The organism is Longimycelium tulufanense (assembly GCF_014645795.1).
GTDB classification, from domain to species: Bacteria; Actinomycetota; Actinomycetes; order Mycobacteriales; family Pseudonocardiaceae; genus Longimycelium; species Longimycelium tulufanense.
The window spans coordinates 274769-293849 of sequence record NZ_BMMK01000004.1; the positions used below are offsets into that span (position 1 = coordinate 274769).

Here is a 19081-nt window from a genome sequence, read left to right on the forward strand (position 1 = left end):
TCATCGTGGGGAGAAGTCACTGGGGTTTGCCTGCCTTTCTGCGCGCAGCGCGGTGAAAAAGTCGTCGAGAAGCGCGTTGTCCCCATAGGCCAACGTGGTCCGCTGGATGTCATCGGCGCTGAACCAGCGCAGGGCCTGCCCCTCGGTCAGGGTCACGCGGGTGAGGTCAAGGTCGACCGTGGCCACGAACGTGTGCTCGGTCAGCTCACCGTCGAGCTGGCGGGTACGGAAGTGCCGGACCCGATTCGGGTCCAGACGTAGCCCAATCTCCTCGTAGAGTTCACGGAGAATGCACTCCTGCGGGGTCTCCCCCGCCTCGACCATCCCACCCAGTAGGGACCACATCCCCGGATAGGGGATCTCAGGCTTGTCGTCTCGCAGGTACATCAGCACGTGCTCGTCGGAATTGAACAGGATGATGTTGGTTCCTTCAGCCACCGGGCCATGTCCTTCCACGTGATCAACTACTGGTCGGCGGCGAACTTAGCGTTGGCAGGAGCGTGTGCGTGGGCACCCCTCGTAGGACCGAACCTGTACTAGTGACATGACCCGTAAGCGGGTAGTGACACCTCGATCGGTCCGATCAGCCCACGCATCTGGTGCTCTGCGGCGAGCTCACGGGCGCGTTGTGCGCAGGTCTCGCATTCCGGCCAACACCGCTCTTCGGCGTTGATCGCATAGTGGCGAACCACAATCACCCGACAACACAACGACATCACGGTTACCCCCTCGTCGCGAAGATCGCCGCGATAGGCGTGCCGCTTGCCGTCGTGCGGGGTCCAACAACACGGCACCAGGTCGTTGGACGTCATTGGCCACCACCGACGTACGGGCGGGTGAAATCGACCCGAGGGATCAAATCGGTGGCGTCGGGGTCGTAGCCAGGCGGGGGGCTGGAGGTGACGTGGACGAGCTGCCGGGGCGGTTCGCCGTCCTCATCGCCGCGGCTCTCCCACCAGACCAGCAGGATGAGCCCGAAAACGATGACGCAGGTGATGATCAATGCTGAAGTCATGGCTAGTCCCGAGGATTGGCGGGCTGGGGGACGCGCCATCCCCGGCCGGCAAGCGATACGGCCGGGGCTGGCGCGCGGAGGGACCAGCGAGTCTGCGCCCCGGCGGTGAATGTCGGGGAGAAGCAGGAGCGCAGCGTTCCCGTCCCGGAAAGGGGTGCCGGCCCCGGGGGACCGGGCCGGCGCCTCCCTGTGATCAAAGCGACATGCGGCGGCGCCGAACCAGAGCGGGAATCCCGCGGTTTCTCCGCACGAACTAGGCACTGTCGGCCCTGACCAGCAGTGATCACGTTCCGCTAAGGTTGACCGCCTCGTGGTGCGCGTGGGGAGGATGGCTGCCATGGCGAAGCGGGCGGCTCTGGCCAAGGCCCGCAGAAGCGCGGGCTACACCCAGGAAGAGTTGGCGCTCAGGCTAAGCGTCGCGCCGTCGACAGTAGCGAGGTGGGAGGCCGGGGAACACCAACCCCAGCCATACCGATGGCCTCTGCTGGCACGTTTGCTCGGGCTGAGCCGAGCTGAGCTGGCCGCGCTGTTCACCGACCCAAACACCTCGGGCCAGCACTCGGGGACGCACGCTTCGCCCACCGAGGCCACGTACGACGGAGAGGGTGACGAGGTGCGTCGGCGACAGTTCGGCCAAGCGGTGGCGCTCGCGTTGGGAACCTCGGCGTTTGGCTGGTTTAACCCTTCCTCAGCGGCAGGTACGCCTCCAGAGACGAAGGCCGCGAACATGGCCATAGTTCGGAAGATGATCAGCACCTTCCGGGAAATCGATAATCGCCATGGGGGTGGCCACGCACGATCCGCCGTGCACAGCTATCTGACTCACGAGATCGCGCCGCTGCTGGGCGAGAGTCGCCTCCGAGAAGGCGTGCGTCAAGACCTGTTCACGGCCGTGGCCGAGCTGAACCAACTCGCCGGGTGGATCGCCTACGACATCGGCGACACTGACTCCGGTCACCGGCACCTTCACCAAGCGTTGTGGCTGTGTCAGGAGGCCGGTGACAAGGCCCTAGCCGCCGAAATGCTCGCCGGGATGAGCCACCACGCCACATTCCACCGCACGCCTACCATTGCCGTGGACCAAGCCCGCGCCGCCCGTGCCAACGCAGCCCGCACCGGTTTGACTGCTCTCCAAGCCGAGACCGCGGTGATGGAAGCACACGGCCTAGCCCAACTCGGCGACACCCCGGGCTGCCTGGCCGCTCTCGCAGATGCCGAGCGTGCCTTTGCCAAGGCCGACCATGAACAGCGTCCCGACTGGCTGAAATACTTCGATGATGCCTACCTGGCCGCAAAGTTTGCGCACACCTTCCGAGAACTGGGCCGTCCCGTTGAGGCCGAACGCTACGCGCGCCGCTCCCTGGAGATGAGCGAGGGCTACGACCGGGGCAAATTGTTCAACACCGCCCTATTGGCATCGATCCTCGCTGACCAACGACGTATCGAGGAAGCCTGCGCCACCGGCGCTGAGGCCGTGGCGATGACTCCCATGATTAGCTCCGTCCGAACCTTGGCATACCTCGCCGACGTCGGACAACGACTAGCACCGTACCGAAGTGAGCCGGCGGTGATCACGCTGTATGCCTTGATGAAACGGTCGGGCATCCCCGTACCAGCCTGACGTCACCAGCCCCGGAAGGCCAACACGTGCAACAGCCCGATCTGGGACGCAGCGCCAACGATCTCACCCTTGGCGATCCGATCCCGCACAGAGTCCAGCGGGACCCACTCCACCCGCTCAGCCTCGTTGATGTCCTCCGGCTCCCCGACATAGTCCGCGCCACGAGCGACGTAGAGCAGATTCTCCGCATCCGCACTACCCACCATGGGCTGGAAGCTGGTTAGAAACTCCACGTTGCGAGGCCGCCAGCCGGTCTCCTCCTCGACCTCACGCGCCGCCGTCACCGCAGGGTCCTCGTTGGGGTCCACATAGCCGCCGGGCAGCTCCCACACCCAACGGTCAAGGATGAACCGGTGCCGCCACATCATCAGCGCCCGGTCAGCATCATCAACCACGACCACCATGGCCGCCTTCGGCATCCGCAACACGTACTGCTCGAACTGCACACCATCCGGCAGCTCCACGGACGCGATGCTCAACCGCAGCCGGCGCGTCTCATCCACCACCCGCTCACCATGGATCGTCCATCGGGTCAGCTCACTGCACGTCTCCTCCGAGGCCATGACCCCGCACGCTACCGGCTCGACCAGGACGAGTGAACCATGGCGGACAACATCGCGGACAGCGCGCTCGAACGACTCGCCCCAATAGAAGATTTCTACCCAGAGAAATAAGGGGGTCCCCGCAAGTTCGAATTCACGGAGACCTCCTACTTTACAACCTAAAGCCTCAACAGGAGGCTACATCTTTGCACGCTGCATCAGTAGTGGATGTGCTTTTCTTTCTTCTTGAAAATCGATCTGACGACCAGCAGTGGCGCGTAGATGAACACGAACCACACGCCGCAGGTCAGGATGGTCATGATGATGTGGAAGGTGTGTGCGGTGTCCTTGCGTCGCTTCACGATCGTCACCCGCGGCTGGGGCGCGGGGTGCTGTGGTTGTTGCTGGTACCCGGGGTAGGTCATGAGGTGCCTCCTCGCTGCCGACGAACCTTGTTGATCTTACCGGGGTGATCCCGGGTGGTCCATCGAGTCACGATCCCAGAGTCCATTTATCGGTGTCGGGGAATCTTGATGGGGAGGCTACGGTGGTGATTACGGGAAAGCATTGTGCAGGGGATGCAGAAGAGAGCGATCCCCTGGTGGAGGAGGGTCCCTTAGTGGTGGTGCCCCCTCCTCCACCTTGTTTCAGCGCCTTCTCACGGTTTTCGGGTACTGTTCGTCGGTGACGAGGTGGACCCGAGGGGCACTGCGGGAGTCCCGGCATTCGGGTACGGAGAAGGCGGTTGCTCCGAGGGGCAGTTCTTTCAGGTGGTGCTCGATCCCGTGTTCGCACGGGGAGGTGACCCGTAGGACTACGGGGGTTGTGGTGGTCAACGTGCCTCCGTCGTCTCAGTAGTCGGCTCCGTACAGCGATCCCCAGGACCGTTGTCCTACCTCGGCGTCGGTGTCGATGACGACCGGTCCTATTTGGTCTCGCATGAGGTCGGCGATGTGTTGTGCTGCCCGGTGTGCGTGTTCGGCGGGGAGTGAGACCACGACCTCGTCATGGATGGGTAGCCGTACGAAGGGACTGTAGCCGGCTTGGTGGAGTCGGAGGAGGCCCCGGCAGGTGACGTCCCGGCTGGCGGACTGGATGTAGTAGTTGAGGGCGGCATACCGTCGTCCCTTGTCCACGGGGAGGACGCGGCCGGAGGGTGTGGTGATCGCCCCGTTGTGTGTGGCCTCGCGGGCGAGTCGGCGGGACAGTCGGGCGACCGCGGGGTAGCGGTCATCGAATGCCTTGACGACTCTCGTTGCGGTTTCCAGGTTCAGCCCGGTCTGCTGGGCCACTGTGTGTGCTCCGCCGCCGTAGACCCTTCCGAAGTTGACGACCTTGGCGTGCTTGCGTTCGGTGCTGTCGGCGGTGACGTGCGGGCCGAACGCTGCTCGCGCGGTGATCAGGTGTAGGTCGGCGCCTTCCCGGAAGGCCCTGATCATGGTGGTGTCTCCGGCGAGTGCCGCAAGGACGCGTAGCTCTTGGGCTTGGTAGTCCACGCTGGTGATGCGGTGGCCCTCCTCAGCGACGAAGCACCTGCGGATCAGCCAGTCTCCGGCCGGCAGGGTCTGTGCGGGGATGCCGGTGATGCTCATCCGTGCGGTGCGTGCCCGGAGTGCGTTGATGGAGGCGTGGCATCGGTCGTGCTCGTCCCGGTTCTTCAGGAACGTATCGACCCAGGTGGTTCTCCATTTTCTGGCACGCTTGGCTTCCTTCACGGCGATGGCGAACTTGTCGCCGTTCGTGGCGAGTTGGTCAAGCAGGGCCTTGTTGACTTGGCGTCGGCCGGTGGGTGTTCGACCGGTGATCTGGACTTTGCGGTGCTCCAGGACGTCGGCGACTTGGTCTGTCGAGTTGACGTTGTCGCATCCGTGCTTGCGGGCGATCTCGGTGTATCGTTCTTCGTCCTCGCGTAGCTGCGTGGACAGGCCCTCGGTGTAGGGCACATCCAGCAGGAACCCGGTTCGCTCCAGGTAGCTACAGATCTCGGCGATGCGGTGTTCGAAGGGAACGAGGCCGTGCGCTGATCGGGGAACCAGTGGCTGAAGGGTGGTGAGGAGTCGTGCCGCGAGGATCGGGTGCATCCCCGCGTAGAGATTGTACTCCTCGTCATCGAGATCCACTGTGGACCATATCTGTTGTTTGGTGGTCTTGTAGCGGGAGGCGAGGCGGGTCGTGAGTCCCTTGACGTGCTCGGCAACCCTCTCGTCGAGGTAGTGCGCGGTGAGCGCTTCCAGGCTGTGACCGGTGCCGCCCTCGTCACGGCCCCGCGGGTCCACGAGGTGGGCGAGGATCTTGGTGTCGATGACCTTGGGCCACAGGTGTTCGAGCTTGATCCCAAGGCACCGGTCGAAGACCTGGAGATCGTAGGATCCGTTGTGCAACACAAGCTTCTCGACGTGCATCAGCGTTCGGCGCACGTCCTGGGTGAAGGTTTCCCCCAGTTCGATGGGAATCACCCACGCTTCGCGTGGTGTGCCGAGCTGGACTAGGCGCACTCTAAACCCGTGTGCGTAGACGTCCAGGCCAGTGGTTTCGCTGTCGCAGGCCAGTAGGCGGAGGTTGCGCCGGACGAAGTGGCGAAATTCGTCAAGGTCGTCCGGACGCTCAGCCTGGTTAATCACGACAGGTTCGCCCTGGACGTGGTAGGTGATCTGCCGCAACTGTTTCCCCCAGGGTGATCTCATCTGGCCAGGGCGCGCAGGGCGTTGCGAAGTTCGTCCAGCTCCTTCTCGGCAGCGAGCCATTGCCGCTGGTAGCCGGCGGCGATCGCTTGCCAGGAGTCGCGCTCGATCTCGGCCAAGGCCAGCTTCCTCGTCAGTTCGGTGGTGTTGGTGTTCTCGTGCACGGTGCTCCGGTCGGTGCAGGGGCGAGGGGAAGGGGAGGGGCCAGGAAGGCCCCTCCCCCTGGTGGGCTCGCTTACTTGGTGGGGTACTGCGGCCGGCACTGGTCGCTGCGGTCTCGGCTGGGGCAGTACCAGCCGGCATACGGCTTGCCGGCGTTGCTGATGCCGGAGCGCCACACCATCGGCCCCAGCTCGGCCGCGTGGCGGCAGTAGCGCTGTTCGCCGCCCGGGGGCTGCTGGTACGGGGGCTTGCCCTGGGGCTGGCTTCCGGTGGCCGGCTTCGGCGGTCGTGGGGTCCCGCCACCCTTGGCCGAGAAGTACGCGCCGACGGCCGCGGTCTTGTCGATCAGTGCCTTTAGGCTGTTCTCGTCGTCCAGGGCTTCCCGTGCGGCCTGAACCGTCGGGGCCTTGATCACGATCCACGGCGCGTCATAACCGCTGCCGCCCTTCAGGGTTACTGAGACCTCGCCGTTGGTGGACGCGGGCACCGCGGCTTCGTCCCACGGTGGCTTGACGGTGGTGTTCTCGTTGGTCGCGGTGGTGGGCGCAGGGTCAGCGAACGGGTCGACAGACATCGATGTCCCTTCGTGAGATTTCGGCGAATGTGGGCGGAGAGAGCGATTACCGCGGCCGGGAGGTGACATATCGGGCGGTGTCGTTGCTCAGGACCTCGCGGGTGCCGGGTCCGTCCTGATAGGCCGTGCGTCGGTTGCGGTGGACGTTGTTCATGGCCTGGGTCAGTGCGAGCCGTGCCCGGCTGAGTCGCTTCCGGCCGGCGCCTGTCACCAGCGGGTAGGTGCCCAGCAGATACGCCTCCACGAGGGCATCGGCATAGCCCTGGTTCCGCTTGCGGAGCAGTTCAAGCCCCTCTCCCAGGTCCAGCCGCTCGGTGGCGGTGTCGGTGTGCCCACGGGTGAGCGCGCCGCCCTCCAGGAGGGCCTTGACCTCCTCGGTCCCGTAGTGGACCTGCCCGGAAAAGCGGGCGTAATCCTCGCGGTACTGGGCTGCGACCTGGGTTCCGATGCGGCGCAGCGCGTTGTACCGGTCCGGCGGATCCATGTCGGTGACTTGCCGAACGTAGTCTCGGGATTCCATGAGCTTGGCCCAGATCTCCTGTTCGGCGTCGTCGGCCTCGATCACGCCGGGCCATGCGGTGGCCACGTCCCGGGCTGCGCGGCGCACGTCCCCGTAGATCAGGCCAGCGTCAACAGTGCCCATGTCTGGTCTCCTTTGCTTTGTCAGGCTGAGTAGATGTCGCCGTCGACGGTGAATCGACCGGAGCGGACGGGCACCAGGTCGACACGCACGTCCTTCTTGTCGTTGATGTGGGCGATGGCAAAGCCCTGCTGCCAGTTCCCGGTACCGCCCTTGAGGTATCCGGCCGCCTTCATGTTCATGAGGTTGCCGACTTCGACTCCGGTCACGGTCTTGGTGACCTTTCCGCCGTACCCGGTGGTGTGACTGCCCATCCCGAGCCGATGGGTGTGGCCCATCATCACGCTGGCGCCGAACTTTTTCGCCGCGTTCAGGGCGGTGTTACCGGCAATCTGACTCAGACGGATTCCACCGAGGTGGCCGTGGGTTACGACCCAACCGGGGGCGAGGTCGTAGAAGTCAGGCAGGCGCTGAATCCCGAACCCGTCGAAGTCCAGCAGGGTCTCCATGTCGAAGGCTCCGGCACCAGCCAGCGCGGGTGCATACCTCGACAGGTAGGTGCGCGGCCGGAGATCATGGTTTCCCTCGATCACCCCCACTGGACCCGAAAATACGTCACGCAGGGGCGCGAGGAAGTTCTTCCGGGCGTACTCCGAGTCCTTGAAAACACTCCCCTCGTACTCGGCAGCGGTCCCCCGCGACCACCGGCTTGGCTGCGGGTAGTCCATCAGGTCACCGATCTGCACAACCTCGTCGGGCTGGTACTCCTTGAGGAACCGGAGAAGGGCCTTGACGGCGCGGCGGTCCTCATAAGGAATCTGAAGGTCACTAATCACGACGATGCGCTTGCTGTTAGTCACTCGTCTCCCCGAGAGCACCCCGCATCCGGTCGGTGAGGATGAAGAGCATCGCCGCGTAGTTGGCGATGTCCATGATTTCCTCTTGGAGCATCCCCAGAACCTCGACCGGGGACAGGCCCTCGAACTGCTGGAACCCGGCCCTGGCGTACTGGTCACGACCGACACCACGGACGCGGGACACGCAATGGACGATGAAACGCTCGACGAATCCGCTGAGCTGGTCGGTCGTCAGGCCGAACGGTGGACCGTCCAGCTCCTCCTCGTCGTCCCGCTCCTCGTCGGGGTCTTCGGTCTCGCCCACGATCAGGATGCGGATCAGCTCGTCCGCGCGCTTACCGTGGAGAACACCGCCCACGTCCACGAGATACACCCCGAGTTCATGGCCCTGGACGACTCCGATGCCGCCGATGCCCTCCCCGGCGATGATGAGCACTCGCTCACCGGTCTCGAAAGTCAAATTCCCATCCTTTCCAACAGGCCAGCTTTGCCGTGCGCGGCGAACACCGAGTTCACGTCCTCGTTGTCGGCAAAGGTCACAGGTTGTGCGTTGGGCAGGTCACCGCACACGCGCTCGGCGAACTTGCGTCCCGCCACGTCGCCGTCTGCGAAAACCCACACCCGCCGATAGCCGAGAAAGATCCGACGGAACCGCCGAAGCCAAGCATCCGCACCGGAAACCCCGACCGTGGGGACGCCCGTGACGGAGGCGGTGACAGTATCGATCTCACCTTCAGCAACGCCGATCTCGTCGTGTGTCTGAAGTACCGCAGGGGTGTTGAACAGGCGGGTCGTCATCCCGGGCAGGGACATGTACTTGCTGTGCCTGTGTTCCTTGTGGTCGTGATTCTCGATGCAGCGGAACCGCATCGCCACCACGGTCCACCCCGAGGTCGGGGACCAGCGCAGGTAAGGAATCGCCAGCCACCCCCGGTACCGCTCGTGCCCGGGAAGCGGGTCAGCCACGAAACCGAGGCGAAACCGGCCGACCTCCTCCATCGCCAGTCCGCGCTCCTTGGCCAAATACTCTTCTGCTGGACTTCCTACGAGACTGGCGTGGTAGCACGTCGTCGCTTCCACCAGCGATTTCCGCTGCGCGTCGCACAGCTTCTGCAAAACTCACCTCCTCGTATCGTTGGATCAGTGTTGGCACATCGCCCTTCATTCCACAGCCGTGGCACCGGAACGCGCCCCGCCGATAGCTAATGGACGCAGACGCGCGTGTCTCACCATGGAACGGGCAAAGGCAGGAGTTCCATTCGCGTCGGTCCGGCGGGAGCTCCCAACCGGGAAACCAGTGGCGGATCACGACGGCGATGGGCGCAGAAGACACCGATGTGTCATCCAAACCATCCACATCCCATACATCAAGTTATTTGGCTGAGAGAACGCGCCGAGACGGTGGGTTGATCAAGTAGTCAATGGCGCGTTGGAGTGCGTCCGGGTCATCGTGGAGATGGCCCAGCACACCCCGGTTACACGGCCCGCACAGGAGTCCTCGTACCTCTCCGGTTCGGTGGTTGTGGTCGACCGCGAGGCGTCGCCGACCGGTCCCCTTGGCGCGTTGGCAGATGGCACAAGCACCTCCTTGTGCTTCATACAATCGCTCGTACTCGTCCAGTGTGATGCCGTAGGTCCGCTGGATGTGCCTGCTGTGGGCGGCTCGACGACGGGCGGCCCGTGCCGCACGGTGATGGGTGGCGCAACGGGGGCCGGGGTAGGGAGCGGGGCGTTTCCCGCCGCGGCAGTCCCGACATCGTCTCACCCGCCCCACGGTGCACTCCACGGGCTGCCGGCCGTCGGCGAGGGATCGCGGACGAGTGCTCGCTCACCTACGAACTCCAGTTCGGCGTAGGTGAGTCCCGAGGGATCTGCCTTTCCGGAACGGTTCTTGACCGGCGAGACGTTCAGCGCGCCGTGCAGCGTGAGCACAAGCTCGGGCACACGGGTCACCTGCCCCTTGACTCCCGAGAGTGGGATAGGTTTGTCGCTGTCGACGTAGGGGCCGGTGACGTGGTGCAGTGCCACCACGCACGCGTTCGTCGCTCGTGCCATGGAATGCAGGTAGTCGAGGATGGACTCCAGTCCACTGAACGGATCGTCGTCATCCGCCCCTCCGCGAACGTTGGTGATGTTGTCGACGATGATCAGGTGTGGGAAGTCGCCGTACACCTCCTCGTAGCTCTCCACTGCTTCCTCCAGGTCATCGGTGTCGGGGCTGGCGTCGTAGTCCAACCGGATCGGTGCCCGCGCCAGGCGTTCGCGGTCCTCACCGGGAATGCGGTCCTCCAGGATCGCTTGGGACGCCTCCTCGATCGTTCGGTCACACAGGATCGCCATGGATCTGGTGAGCTGCACCCATGCGTCCGAGTCGGCACTGAACACCAGCGCAGGGACACCGCCGCGCAGGGCCAGGTTGAGCGCCATAATGCTCTTTCCGGTTCCCGGCCCCGCGGCGACGAGCACGAGCTGACCGCGCAGGAACCGGATGCCCTTCTCCTCCAACGACGTCCACACCACCGGAAGGGGTTCCCCTGCCGCGCCCCGTACCAACTGGCTCTGAATCAGGCTGTGAATCGGTGATCCCTTCTACAGGCTCGCGAGCTTGACAATGACTCGGCCCCACACCCGTCGGAGCCAGGCAGCCCTGGGCCTTCTACCGTCCCCCGGCAAGCACAATCAGCCGGTTCCTCATGGAGGCGCGAGTGCGCGGTGGGTTGCCGCGATCCCCAACGCCGCACCCACGTCCGCCGCGACGAACCACGGCTCGCCGTCCATGGCCACGCCCCGGACCTCAGCCGAATCCTCAAACCTGAGACCTCGATCTCCCCCACCATCCAAACTCCCATACATCAAGTAACTGGGCACAAGAAAAGCTACGCTGCGGCGTACGCGCACGACGCCTGGACGGGACAGAAGCGGCACTTCGCCGGCTCCGGCTTCGGTTCAAACCTGCCTGCCCGCACTGCGGCGTCCATCTGGTGAAACTCCTCGGTAACCCGCTCCACCGTCCACTCGGTGAGCGCGTAGGGAAGGGTGGGCTTGCCGGAGCGACCCATCCAGTAGTCACCGATCGTCACGGAGATGCCGTAGTTGAGGAGAAGCGCGATCGCGTAGACGGCGAGCTGGAACGCATCGCCCGGCAGATTGCCGGTCTTCAGGTCGCGAGGCCAGGGGGTGGGACGCGCGGGACACGTGGTCACCTGGTCCAGGTAGCCGCGCACCGGAACGCCATCGAGGTTGATCTCAAACCCCAGCTCGATCGCGGGGTCCCCGGCCGGAGTTGTCCACACGACTTCCTGGGGTGCGGTGACGGTGTAGTAGTGGACATACCGGGTGACCTGTTCCAAGCCGAGCCGGTGCCGGCGTTCGATATCGGCTTCCCCATGATACGGCCCCGAGGAAAACCAATAGTCCCAGCGGGGCGTTTCCTCGCACAGGCGGTTGGTGTGCTTCGTGTAGCTCTCCCTGTAAACCTCGTGTGCCTCGTCAAGGCTCATCGTTCGCCCCGACCGCTCCCATGCCTCCGCAGCTTCGTGTACGGCCAACCCTTGCGGGAGCCACGCAGCGGGCCTCTCCCAGACACGTTCAATCCGATGCAGGCGATACCTCTCCGGGCACAGCTTAAACTCACCGAGCTGGCTCGCTGATCTATAATCGGTCACCGCTGCCTTTCTATCATGCAGTTGTGCAGCACGTCTCCCGGGCACTCCGGAAAGATACGGTACGTGATTCTCTCGGCCTGACCAAACATCATTTCTTCGTCTGGAACGGTGATCCTGGACGTCTCCTCAAAGCAGGTCATTCTGAGGAACTCGGCTACCGGAAGAAGCCATGGATCAGCGGAGTCCACCAAAGGGCTAACATAAACACCCAGCTCCCTGAAACCGTTATTACCACTCCAGAGGTGAGCTTCCAAGAACATGGGTTCGTAGGCGAGTGTGGCGAGTTGGCACCTCGGTCTCATGCGTGAGCGGTGGTCCTCTCGAAAGCTGAAGGGCAAGGGCCTTCAGCGTGACATCGTTGTTGAACTTTCTGGTCGTATCTTCGGGAACTTGAGGAGCCTTCGTCCCCTTTCTGTCAAGTTTGTGTACTCGTTCACCCTGATGAGGAGATCCCCATCGCTTCCTTGCCGGCGCCGGTAGGCAAACCCGCCCACGCTGTCCACCTCGTGCGGCGGGATTTCTGGGTCGTACTCCACGACGACGTCTTCCCGCTCCAGGTAGTTGTAGAAACTGGCCAGCTCCCGAAGACGCCGATCGCTGAAGTCTCGACCTCCGGTCGCCATGTACTCAAAGTGGTCACGCAACATCCTGAGTGGATGCGAGTTCTTGAACCTTCGAGGAACCGGCCTCCACGGGAAATGTTCAAGGGCCTCTTCGCGTGGTGTCTTCAGCCTATCGCCCACCTGTTGCTTGAGTTGACTGACATACTGCGGACTTACACCATGATCACGCGCGATCTTCGCCTGTGTGTCGCCGCGAAGCATGCAGGCGGCGACCTTTTCCGGAGTCAAGCCTGAGCGGTTTCTACGAGCCATGCGCGATACCTCCTACCAAGGAGGTGGACGGTAGCCAGGCCACACCCAGACGTCAAGTCTCTGGACGCGCCACACGGCCGCCCGTGCGGCCCAGCCCCCTCTCCTAGCCGCCCAACCCTCTCATGAAGTCACACCCCCCAATCACACCCGGTGGCCATAGTGCTGCGACGAGCAACATTCTGGAGGGCATTGACCGAACCTTTCAACTACTATTCCCAGGGGTATCCCTGGTAGGGATACCCCTGGGAGGGGAGGTGATCGCGGACAGTGATCAACATGTCACCAGCTAGTAAGATTTTCGACCATTTCGACCGCCACATACAGCAACAACCCTGCCGGAACCTAACCGCAATCCGCGCCTAAACTTGTGGCTATGATCACCGTCCGACGACCGACCTTTAGTGACTTCCTCCGGCATCTACGTACCTCGGGAGAAGCCCAGGAAGTTCTCGGACAGCCGCCCAAACCCCGCCCCAGACTCAGCCGCACCCAGCTCGCCTCAACGGCGGCCATCAGCATCGGGTACCTCATCAAGCTGGAACAGGGGCACGCACAGAATCCTGCGGCGGAAGTTGTGGAGCGACTCGCGGACGCACTCCAGGCGACCCCGCTGGAGAGAGCGCACCTGCGAGACCTCGCGATCTACCCGCAGCTTCCCGAGCCCACGCCATCGCCCACCCGACTGACTCCGGCCGATGTGGACACCGAACTCGTCGACAGCCACCTTCCGCACCTGGCGGGATATGTCGACGAATGCTGGAACGTGATCTACGCCAACGCCGAGTACAGCCGCATCTACCGGCGGATCGACGCACCGGACATCGGCAACGTGCTCCTCTGGTTCTTCCAGGAGCCCCAGGCACGGCGGATCATGGTGGAGTGGGAAACCGAGGCGCGGCTCACGGTCTCGTGGTTCCGCGCCCACATGGCGAGGCGTCGGAACCCGCTGTTTGACGAAACCTTGCACACGCTGTCCCGCTGCCCGGAGTTCGTCACCATGTGGAACCGTCAGGAAGTATCGATGGGGCGGCATCAGCGACACATGCTGGTGCGGGACCTGGACCGGGGTGAGGTACTGACCTTGCGCGCGGAGGTGTACCCCACCCCGGACCCCACCCAGGCCCTCCAGCTCTACGTCGGGCTCCGGGTCAACGGGTAACGCGAACCGGCACCGCGCTGAGGAAGTCCACCAACACCCGGTTGGCCGCCTCCGCGTGCGTCAGCATCGGTGTATGGGCCGCACCCTTGATCACGTGGACCGGCGTCGCTCCGGGGAGCCGGTCAGCCAGCAGCTCCATCCGGTCCCGGGGCAGCGACTGATCCTCACTACCCCACAGCAGCAGAGCCGGACAAGTGATCTCGGCGAGCCTCCCGCTGACGTCATCCCTTTCCAACAGGCAGTTCGCAGCCTGCCCGAGGGGCAGCGAGCGGTGCCGCCACCGCTCGCGCCACTCGTCGGCAGCCGGGTGCTCCCCGAGAATCTGACGCGACAACTGAACCACCAGGTCGTCGATCGGGCCATGCTCGCGCAGCGCCGCGAACATCTGCCCATACCCCTCCTTATCGGCCGGGTGACAGGCGGTCGCCTCGGTGTCCGACAAGATCAAGCCTTGGACACGCTCAGGCGCCAGCAGCGCGGTCCGCAATGCGGTAAACCCACCTTGTGACACACCGCCGACGACGGCCTGCTCGATCCCGAGGTGATCCATCACCGCGAGCGCGTCTCGGGCATGGTCCCAGTAGGTGTACGGGACCTCGGCATCCGGTGTTCCACCGTGCCCCCTGGCATCCCATGCGATCACGCGCCACTGTGGTGACAGGGCCGCCATCTGGTGCTCAAACACCGAGCCATCCAGAAGAAACCCGTGACCGAGGATGACCGCCGGTCCGTCCCCACCGGTGTCCTCGTAGGACAGACATCGACCATCAATGATTGCGGTTGGCATCCTGCTCCTTGACTTCCAGAGCCGGCCCCAGCCGGCGTACGGACTGGCCTAGCTCCAAGCCCCCAGACCGTAACCTCACCCCGCGCAACACACCGCACTGCTGAGGACTGGCTCACATCCTCTAGCGGCGAACTCATGCCTTCGCCGATCGCGGCTTCCGCATCGGCTTCGGCGCGGGCTCCGCTGCAGAGAACACGGGGACCGGCACCGCGGCCGGTCGGCGACGCGGACGCTTCGGCTCGACCGGGACGTGGCTCCTGGTCGCCTCCGACCCCACCGGGGCTTCCTTCTCCACTGGGGCGACAACCCGAAGCGTGGGACGACGGTTTTCCGTGGCTCGTCCGGGCGCTGACTTCGGCAACTCCCGCACCCGGTGCCCAGGCCGGGCGGCCGTCCACGCCTCCATCACCTCCGACGAGATGCGACCCCGGTCCGACACCTTCAAGCCTTCCTTCCGTGCCCACTCACGGATCACCCGCTTCTGCTCGTGATCCATCACCGCGGGCCGCGTCCCGCTCTGCGCAAGCCGCCCCAACTTCCCCGTCATCCGTCGCGCATGGGGAATGAACGCGGCCAAGACCGCGTGAAGCCTTTCCGCATTCACGGCCGACAGATCGATCTCGTACACCACACCATCGAGACCAAATCTCACAGTCTCGGTCGCCTCAGACCCATCGAGGTCATCAACAAGTTCCACCCTGATCTTCCGTGCCATACCTCTCCCTTCCTTCCAGAACTCGTAGCGGACCACACCTGGCGACCCAACTACACCCGTCGACCACGGCGCTGCTCACCGACCCGGCGCTTGGCCGCACCCCGCTGCCGCTGAACCCTTCTCATCTTCGACTCCTGCACGGTCTTTCCCGCAGCCTGGCCGCCGCCTTCCCCGCCGTGTGCGTGACCGAGCGGAACCACCTGCGCTGACGCTTCCCGCTCATAGGCCAGCATCACGTCCCGCGGGATACGTCCCCGATCCGAAACCTTCAAACCTCGCGAGCGAGCCCACGCCCGAACCTCCCGCTGATTGCCGCGATCCGGTGCAGACGAAACCTTACGGCCACCGAGACGGCGGGCCGCCGTCACGAACTCCGCCAACGCCGCCCGCAACGCGTCCGCGTGCTCCTCCGTCAGATCAATCTCATACATCTGGCCGTCCAGGCCAAACCTCACCGTCTCGTCGGCCTCCAACTCAGGGTTCAGGTCGTCGATCAGGACAACTTTGGTAGCCATTGCTCTCCTTTCGTTGGGACTATGACGCTGCCCGGATAGACATCCGGGCAGCGTCGCTAGCTCAACGAGCGAGTGCCATCCGCCTTACCGGCGCGGAATGTGAATCCGTGGCTCGGTCTCGACATGACCCCAGTAGTGGCGCTCGAAATAGTCGGTCATGGCGTCCGAGTTGTCGTAGTTGTATGCGTGGTAAATGGTCTCAACTTCGTGGTACAGCGCTGCCATGGCTGCCGTGGCAATCTTCCAACGCTCTTGTTCCCCGTAGAGCGGATGGGGCTCGACCGTCCAACCCCAAATCTCGGGAACGTTCTTGATCACCAGGTCGATAGATCCACCACCCGAGTAGTACCGCGTCCGCACGCTGTACTTGATCTGTTCCGGGGCGTCGGCAATCGGATCCGGCACGGCAAGCACGGCAGGATCATCAACACTTTGCCCGATCTTCCGCGCCAGCTTTAGATCGGCCCGGATGAGCCTTGCGATCTCTGTCAGCGTCAGGTTCCTGGCCTGCTCGTACTTGCTGCCCTTCCACGCACCCGGGTTGTAGAGACGCCCAGTCGGCCAAGCCTTTTCGTGCTTCTCGCGTTGGTCGTTGATCCGCTTCAGCGCACGACGTGCGGCGTCCCGTTCCTCCTCGCTGGTTCTCTGATGCTCGATCAGAGCAAGAAGCGCCTTGATCTTTGCTTGCATCCGTTCATTCATGGGCACCGGAATCATGCCTTTCTCATCGAAGTATCGAGGGTTGGTGCGCCCCTCGGGCCGCTCCGGAAGGGCCTTATCTCTCCGTACGGTCATGCAGACGAAGAGCGCTGGTACCTCTTCCCCCAATTAGCTCGCTAAACCGGCTGTCGCTTGACGAGACGAAGCAACCACCGAACATGAATTGTGAGAACCACCGCTTGTACTCGTTGGCGTCGACCGCATGGTTGCCGTGCTCATCCATGATTCGACACCAGACGTCCGGGACCGGAACCAGGAACTGATTTCCACACGACCAGCGAACGAGCCAAGACCCCGGAGCATCATCGCTCGGAGAAAACACACGCGAGTATCGATCCAGCGGGTAGGGCTTGCCGTACTCTCCCCAGTTGTCACGGTAGATAACGTGGGTCAGCGTGACGGAGTCCACCCGAGATGAAACTCCGCCGTTCGAGTACGATGCGCCTTGATGCTTATACACGCCGAGAAGAAGTCCGCGACAGGTCACAGCATGAACCCTTTCCCAATGGCTTACCTATTTTCCCGCGTTGAGCTGGGATGGGTGAGCAGGTGCAACGACCTGCTCACGGCAACCACGCTCAAGGCTCTCGAAAAGAAACAACGACTCCGTTGCTAATTGGCTAGTTGTCCAAGCACTCCACGTGAATGACGGACTGCTTCAGCACATCGAAAAAATGCCTGTTCTTATCGTCCATCACCAAGTCGAACCCTTCATGTCTCGCGGAACGCTCGTCGGGCATCTCAACGTCGACCGCGTAAAGCTCCTCTTGCACCACGAAGACCCGGTAACGGGGCATTATTCACGCCTCCACGAAGAAGTAGTAGGTACGGGGGTTCGAGTCGTAGTTGACAAAGATCCCCGACTCACTCAACAGAATCGGACTGGAGAACGGCGTACCATCCTCATTCAGAATCTGCGCCGTTCGGTCCAACACCTGTACCCGTCGAACCTGCCCGGCCACCCGCAGGTGCATGCACACTTCCGAATGCGGAAGCCTGATACTGATAATTTCCCCATCCCTCGCAACACGCTTCACGTACAAGGCGCCATACCTTCCAGTAATCGGCTTGATTCCCCCACTCCTCCGCCCCTGCCTAGAAACAGGGGCGGAGTGGTCAAGGATCAATCTCGTGTGGCCTTACCAGCCCAGGTACGGGCCGAAGTACTTCGCCGGAACATCCCCGAATCGCTCCGGCAAATCTTCCGGACCACTGTCGTTATGGAGCCAATAGAAGTGGGCAATCATGTCCGTTGCAACCTCACGTTGCGTCGGTGTCGCATATGCTCGAATGGTTAAATCGCCTTCGACGTACGTCGCAACCCCGTACACTTCATCGCCGTTGTAGTGAAGAACGATCACGTGCGGCCACGAGCCGAGATTCCAACCCTTTGAGCCCCACAGCGGCACGACGAACCAGCCCGAACCTGACTCCTCGACCGCGTCCATCCAGTCGTACCCATAGCGTCCGATCTCCCACGAGATTGGCAGCTTGGGCAGCTTTTGGACGAGCTTGCTAATCTTCGCTTCGTCGCTCACTGCACCATTCCTTTCTGTTGGCTGAGCGGGGATGGATGGGCACGTGCACGACGTGCCCATGGCAACCACACTCAAGCCCCTAGATGGCGGGCAGAAGACACAGCATCTGGACCGTGCCTCACGGCGTATCGCGGCGGTTCAAGCCTCAATATAGGAACGCGCTACCTTCTCAAACTCGTGAAAGCTCTTGGGTGGCTTGTCCATGTACCGGGATGGATCAAGCACCGACATCGTCCTCCACTCTCCGGTATCCTTACGTTGGATACCAAAGAACAGCGAGGTGGTTCCGCGCGAATTGATAAGCTGATACAGGTTCTCGCTTTCACCTGCGACCCATTCGACTGCAAAGGCGGCAGGTGTGCTGACGTTTCTCATTGCGTGTCAGAACCCCTCAACACCTAGAGTCTCGGCGATGGACGAGAAGAGGTCTTCCGCGCGATCCTGGTACTCAGGATCGAAATCATTCCATCCTACGAATCCAACGGCCGTCGACAGAGCGACCAAGAGCGCGCCCATGTCTCTAGGAGAGAGGGACGTATCGTAGGACTCGCCACCCTCAATCAACTTTTCGAGCATCGCGTTGACCATGACGCGAGTACCCATGGTATACATTCTCATTCCCTCCGCCTAACTCCGTTTGGTACTGATCCCTCATTCAGCGCCACGGGTGAGCCGTGACGCCTAGATCAGAGATCAAAACTTGTCCGCGAATGCCCGAAACCGGTTCCCGTGCTCGGAGCTTCCACACCCCTCGCAGGAACTCATGCAATAACCAAAGTCATCGCTACCCGGAATCAGGTGATACCCCTGCCACCTCTTCGCCATGCCTTGTCCAGCCTTATCGGCAGCGTCCGTGCCGTCCACATACTCACCATTAGCGAGAAGGTGAATGCAGACTTCGCACACCATTAGCTCAATGAATTCCGACACTGTCACACCTCCACAAGCTCGCAAGCATCGTCCCGCTGGCACTCGCCATTGCCGATTTCACAATCGGCTTCCCCGCACAAAGAGGCTTATTCAGCGAGGGAGTAGAAGTGTAGGGCGATCACGGCTGAGATGGTTTCGGGGAAGG

The 19081-nt window shown here is 62.9% G+C and carries 25 protein-coding genes and 3 pseudogenes; 2 read left to right on the forward strand and 26 right to left on the reverse strand.

Annotated features, from left to right (window positions below; genetic code table 11):
* The 3 genes from IEY55_RS07400 to IEY55_RS07410 all read right to left on the reverse strand — a co-directional run bounded on the left by IEY55_RS07400 (window position 1) and on the right by IEY55_RS07410 (window position 1015).
* The gene (locus tag IEY55_RS07400) at window positions 1-438 is read right to left on the reverse strand and encodes an NUDIX hydrolase (protein ID WP_229686142.1); all 438 of its coding nucleotides are present in this window, start codon (window positions 436-438) and stop codon (window positions 1-3) included.
* A 98-nt stretch (window positions 439-536) separates the two neighbouring features.
* On the reverse strand, window positions 537-812 hold the full coding sequence (locus tag IEY55_RS07405; protein ID WP_189055256.1) for an HC3 family zinc finger protein: 276 nt from the start codon (window positions 810-812) through the stop codon (window positions 537-539).
* On the reverse strand, window positions 809-1015 hold the full coding sequence (locus IEY55_RS07410) for a hypothetical protein (protein WP_189055258.1): 207 nt from the start codon (window positions 1013-1015) through the stop codon (window positions 809-811). Before IEY55_RS07410 ends, IEY55_RS07405 begins: the two co-directional genes overlap by 4 nt.
* A gap of 337 nt (window positions 1016-1352) precedes the next feature.
* Between IEY55_RS07410 and IEY55_RS07415 the strand changes: the two genes are divergently transcribed.
* Window positions 1353-2636, forward strand: a complete 1284-nt coding sequence (locus IEY55_RS07415) for a helix-turn-helix domain-containing protein (protein ID WP_189055260.1) — start codon at window positions 1353-1355, stop codon at window positions 2634-2636.
* Between the two features lie 2 nt (window positions 2637-2638).
* On the opposite strand, the gene IEY55_RS07420 is transcribed toward IEY55_RS07415, so the two are convergent.
* The 15 genes and pseudogenes from IEY55_RS07420 to IEY55_RS07485 all read right to left on the reverse strand — a co-directional run bounded on the left by IEY55_RS07420 (window position 2639) and on the right by IEY55_RS07485 (window position 12572).
* Window positions 2639-3199: an NUDIX hydrolase gene (locus IEY55_RS07420; protein WP_189055262.1), complete on the reverse strand. Its 561-nt coding sequence runs from the start codon at window positions 3197-3199 to the stop codon at window positions 2639-2641.
* A gap of 197 nt (window positions 3200-3396) precedes the next feature.
* Entirely contained in the window at window positions 3397-3603 is a 207-nt protein-coding gene (locus tag IEY55_RS07425) for a hypothetical protein (protein ID WP_189055264.1), read from the reverse strand.
* Between the two features lie 426 nt (window positions 3604-4029).
* Window positions 4030-5862 (reverse strand): DNA polymerase, encoded by a 1833-nt coding sequence (locus tag IEY55_RS07430; protein WP_229686143.1) that lies wholly within the window; start codon window positions 5860-5862, stop codon window positions 4030-4032.
* The gene (locus tag IEY55_RS07435) at window positions 5859-6023 is read right to left on the reverse strand and encodes a hypothetical protein (protein ID WP_189055266.1); all 165 of its coding nucleotides are present in this window, start codon (window positions 6021-6023) and stop codon (window positions 5859-5861) included. Before IEY55_RS07435 ends, IEY55_RS07430 begins: the two co-directional genes overlap by 4 nt.
* Before the next feature lie 71 nt (window positions 6024-6094).
* Complete coding sequence (locus IEY55_RS07440) at window positions 6095-6595, reverse strand: D29-gp49 family protein (protein ID WP_189055268.1); 501 nt, start codon at window positions 6593-6595, stop codon at window positions 6095-6097.
* Window positions 6596-6641: 46 nt separating this feature from the next.
* Window positions 6642-7238 carry a hypothetical protein gene (locus IEY55_RS07445; protein ID WP_189055270.1) on the reverse strand — a complete coding sequence of 199 codons (597 nt, stop codon included), beginning with the start codon at window positions 7236-7238 and terminating at the stop codon, window positions 6642-6644.
* A 20-nt stretch (window positions 7239-7258) separates the two neighbouring features.
* The gene (locus tag IEY55_RS07450) at window positions 7259-8035 is read right to left on the reverse strand and encodes a metallophosphoesterase family protein (RefSeq protein ID WP_189055272.1); all 777 of its coding nucleotides are present in this window, start codon (window positions 8033-8035) and stop codon (window positions 7259-7261) included.
* Window positions 8028-8492, reverse strand: a complete 465-nt coding sequence (locus tag IEY55_RS07455) for a hypothetical protein (protein WP_189055274.1) — start codon at window positions 8490-8492, stop codon at window positions 8028-8030. The genes IEY55_RS07450 and IEY55_RS07455 overlap by 8 nt, the downstream gene beginning before the upstream one ends.
* Entirely contained in the window at window positions 8489-9148 is a 660-nt protein-coding gene (locus IEY55_RS07460) for a toprim domain-containing protein (protein ID WP_229686144.1), read from the reverse strand. The genes IEY55_RS07455 and IEY55_RS07460 overlap by 4 nt, the downstream gene beginning before the upstream one ends.
* A gap of 22 nt (window positions 9149-9170) precedes the next feature.
* Window positions 9171-9389, reverse strand: a pseudogene (locus tag IEY55_RS32930) (CHC2 zinc finger domain-containing protein); the annotation flags it as partial.
* A gap of 15 nt (window positions 9390-9404) precedes the next feature.
* Window positions 9405-9818, reverse strand: coding sequence for an endonuclease VII domain-containing protein (locus IEY55_RS32935; protein WP_373289974.1), 414 nt, complete (start codon window positions 9816-9818; stop codon window positions 9405-9407).
* On the reverse strand, window positions 9794-10552 hold the full coding sequence (locus tag IEY55_RS07475) for an AAA family ATPase (RefSeq protein WP_229686145.1): 759 nt from the start codon (window positions 10550-10552) through the stop codon (window positions 9794-9796). The genes IEY55_RS32935 and IEY55_RS07475 overlap by 25 nt, the downstream gene beginning before the upstream one ends.
* 356 nt (window positions 10553-10908) lie before the next feature.
* A complete protein-coding gene (locus IEY55_RS07480; protein ID WP_308424732.1) occupies window positions 10909-11742 on the reverse strand; it encodes a RecB family exonuclease in 834 nt (277 codons plus the stop codon).
* Entirely contained in the window at window positions 11694-11999 is a 306-nt protein-coding gene (locus IEY55_RS33280) for a hypothetical protein (RefSeq protein ID WP_505735175.1), read from the reverse strand. The genes IEY55_RS07480 and IEY55_RS33280 overlap by 49 nt, the downstream gene beginning before the upstream one ends.
* A gap of 42 nt (window positions 12000-12041) precedes the next feature.
* Window positions 12042-12572, reverse strand: a complete 531-nt coding sequence (locus IEY55_RS07485; RefSeq protein ID WP_189055282.1) for an XRE family transcriptional regulator — start codon at window positions 12570-12572, stop codon at window positions 12042-12044.
* Window positions 12573-12945: 373 nt separating this feature from the next.
* Here IEY55_RS07485 and IEY55_RS07490 point away from each other — a divergent pair, with 373 nt between their 5' ends.
* Complete coding sequence (locus IEY55_RS07490; RefSeq protein WP_189055284.1) at window positions 12946-13731, forward strand: helix-turn-helix transcriptional regulator; 786 nt, start codon at window positions 12946-12948, stop codon at window positions 13729-13731.
* On the opposite strand, the gene IEY55_RS07495 is transcribed toward IEY55_RS07490, so the two are convergent.
* From IEY55_RS07495 to IEY55_RS07525, 8 genes and pseudogenes are all read right to left on the reverse strand, one after another.
* A complete protein-coding gene (locus IEY55_RS07495) occupies window positions 13721-14518 on the reverse strand; it encodes an alpha/beta fold hydrolase (protein ID WP_189055286.1) in 798 nt (265 codons plus the stop codon). The genes IEY55_RS07490 and IEY55_RS07495 overlap by 11 nt on opposite strands.
* 394 nt (window positions 14519-14912) lie before the next feature.
* Window positions 14913-15233, reverse strand: a pseudogene (locus tag IEY55_RS31920) (histone-like nucleoid-structuring protein Lsr2); the annotation flags it as partial.
* A gap of 215 nt (window positions 15234-15448) precedes the next feature.
* Window positions 15449-15748, reverse strand: a pseudogene (locus IEY55_RS31925) (histone-like nucleoid-structuring protein Lsr2); the annotation flags it as partial.
* A gap of 84 nt (window positions 15749-15832) precedes the next feature.
* Window positions 15833-16465, reverse strand: a complete 633-nt coding sequence (locus tag IEY55_RS07510) for a hypothetical protein (RefSeq protein ID WP_189055292.1) — start codon at window positions 16463-16465, stop codon at window positions 15833-15835.
* A gap of 58 nt (window positions 16466-16523) precedes the next feature.
* A complete protein-coding gene (locus IEY55_RS33285; RefSeq protein ID WP_505735176.1) occupies window positions 16524-16955 on the reverse strand; it encodes a DUF8317 domain-containing protein in 432 nt (143 codons plus the stop codon).
* Between the two features lie 652 nt (window positions 16956-17607).
* Window positions 17608-18006 carry a hypothetical protein gene (locus IEY55_RS07515; RefSeq protein WP_189055294.1) on the reverse strand — a complete coding sequence of 133 codons (399 nt, stop codon included), beginning with the start codon at window positions 18004-18006 and terminating at the stop codon, window positions 17608-17610.
* A gap of 138 nt (window positions 18007-18144) precedes the next feature.
* On the reverse strand, window positions 18145-18381 hold the full coding sequence (locus IEY55_RS07520) for a hypothetical protein (protein ID WP_189055296.1): 237 nt from the start codon (window positions 18379-18381) through the stop codon (window positions 18145-18147).
* Between the two features lie 6 nt (window positions 18382-18387).
* Window positions 18388-18609: a hypothetical protein gene (locus tag IEY55_RS07525; RefSeq protein ID WP_189055298.1), complete on the reverse strand. Its 222-nt coding sequence runs from the start codon at window positions 18607-18609 to the stop codon at window positions 18388-18390.
* Window positions 18610-19081: the final 472 nt, after the last annotated feature.

What these genes read in the sequence shown, in the direction of transcription:
- IEY55_RS07410 (WP_189055258.1), bottom strand. Translation starts at nt 1,015, where the DNA reads ATGACTTCAGCATTGATCATCACCTGCGTCATCGTTTTCGGGCTCATC.
- IEY55_RS07420 (WP_189055262.1), bottom strand. Translation starts at nt 3,199, where the DNA reads ATGGCCTCGGAGGAGACGTGCAGTGAGCTGACCCGATGGACGATCCAT.
- IEY55_RS07415 (WP_189055260.1), top strand. Translation starts at nt 1,353, where the DNA reads ATGGCGAAGCGGGCGGCTCTGGCCAAGGCCCGCAGAAGCGCGGGCTAC.
- IEY55_RS07525 (WP_189055298.1), bottom strand. Translation starts at nt 18,609, where the DNA reads ATGGGTACTCGCGTCATGGTCAACGCGATGCTCGAAAAGTTGATTGAG.
- IEY55_RS07490 (WP_189055284.1), top strand. Translation starts at nt 12,946, where the DNA reads ATGATCACCGTCCGACGACCGACCTTTAGTGACTTCCTCCGGCATCTA.
- IEY55_RS07510 (WP_189055292.1), bottom strand. Translation starts at nt 16,465, where the DNA reads ATGATTCCGGTGCCCATGAATGAACGGATGCAAGCAAAGATCAAGGCG.
- IEY55_RS07520 (WP_189055296.1), bottom strand. Translation starts at nt 18,381, where the DNA reads ATGAGAAACGTCAGCACACCTGCCGCCTTTGCAGTCGAATGGGTCGCA.
- IEY55_RS07440 (WP_189055268.1), bottom strand. Translation starts at nt 6,595, where the DNA reads ATGTCTGTCGACCCGTTCGCTGACCCTGCGCCCACCACCGCGACCAAC.
- IEY55_RS07445 (WP_189055270.1), bottom strand. Translation starts at nt 7,238, where the DNA reads ATGGGCACTGTTGACGCTGGCCTGATCTACGGGGACGTGCGCCGCGCA.
- IEY55_RS07485 (WP_189055282.1), bottom strand. Translation starts at nt 12,572, where the DNA reads ATGGCTCGTAGAAACCGCTCAGGCTTGACTCCGGAAAAGGTCGCCGCC.
- IEY55_RS07405 (WP_189055256.1), bottom strand. Translation starts at nt 812, where the DNA reads ATGACGTCCAACGACCTGGTGCCGTGTTGTTGGACCCCGCACGACGGC.
- IEY55_RS07495 (WP_189055286.1), bottom strand. Translation starts at nt 14,518, where the DNA reads ATGCCAACCGCAATCATTGATGGTCGATGTCTGTCCTACGAGGACACC.
- IEY55_RS07425 (WP_189055264.1), bottom strand. Translation starts at nt 3,603, where the DNA reads ATGACCTACCCCGGGTACCAGCAACAACCACAGCACCCCGCGCCCCAG.
- IEY55_RS07430 (WP_229686143.1), bottom strand. Translation starts at nt 5,862, where the DNA reads ATGAGATCACCCTGGGGGAAACAGTTGCGGCAGATCACCTACCACGTC.
- IEY55_RS33280 (WP_505735175.1), bottom strand. Translation starts at nt 11,999, where the DNA reads ATGAGACCGAGGTGCCAACTCGCCACACTCGCCTACGAACCCATGTTC.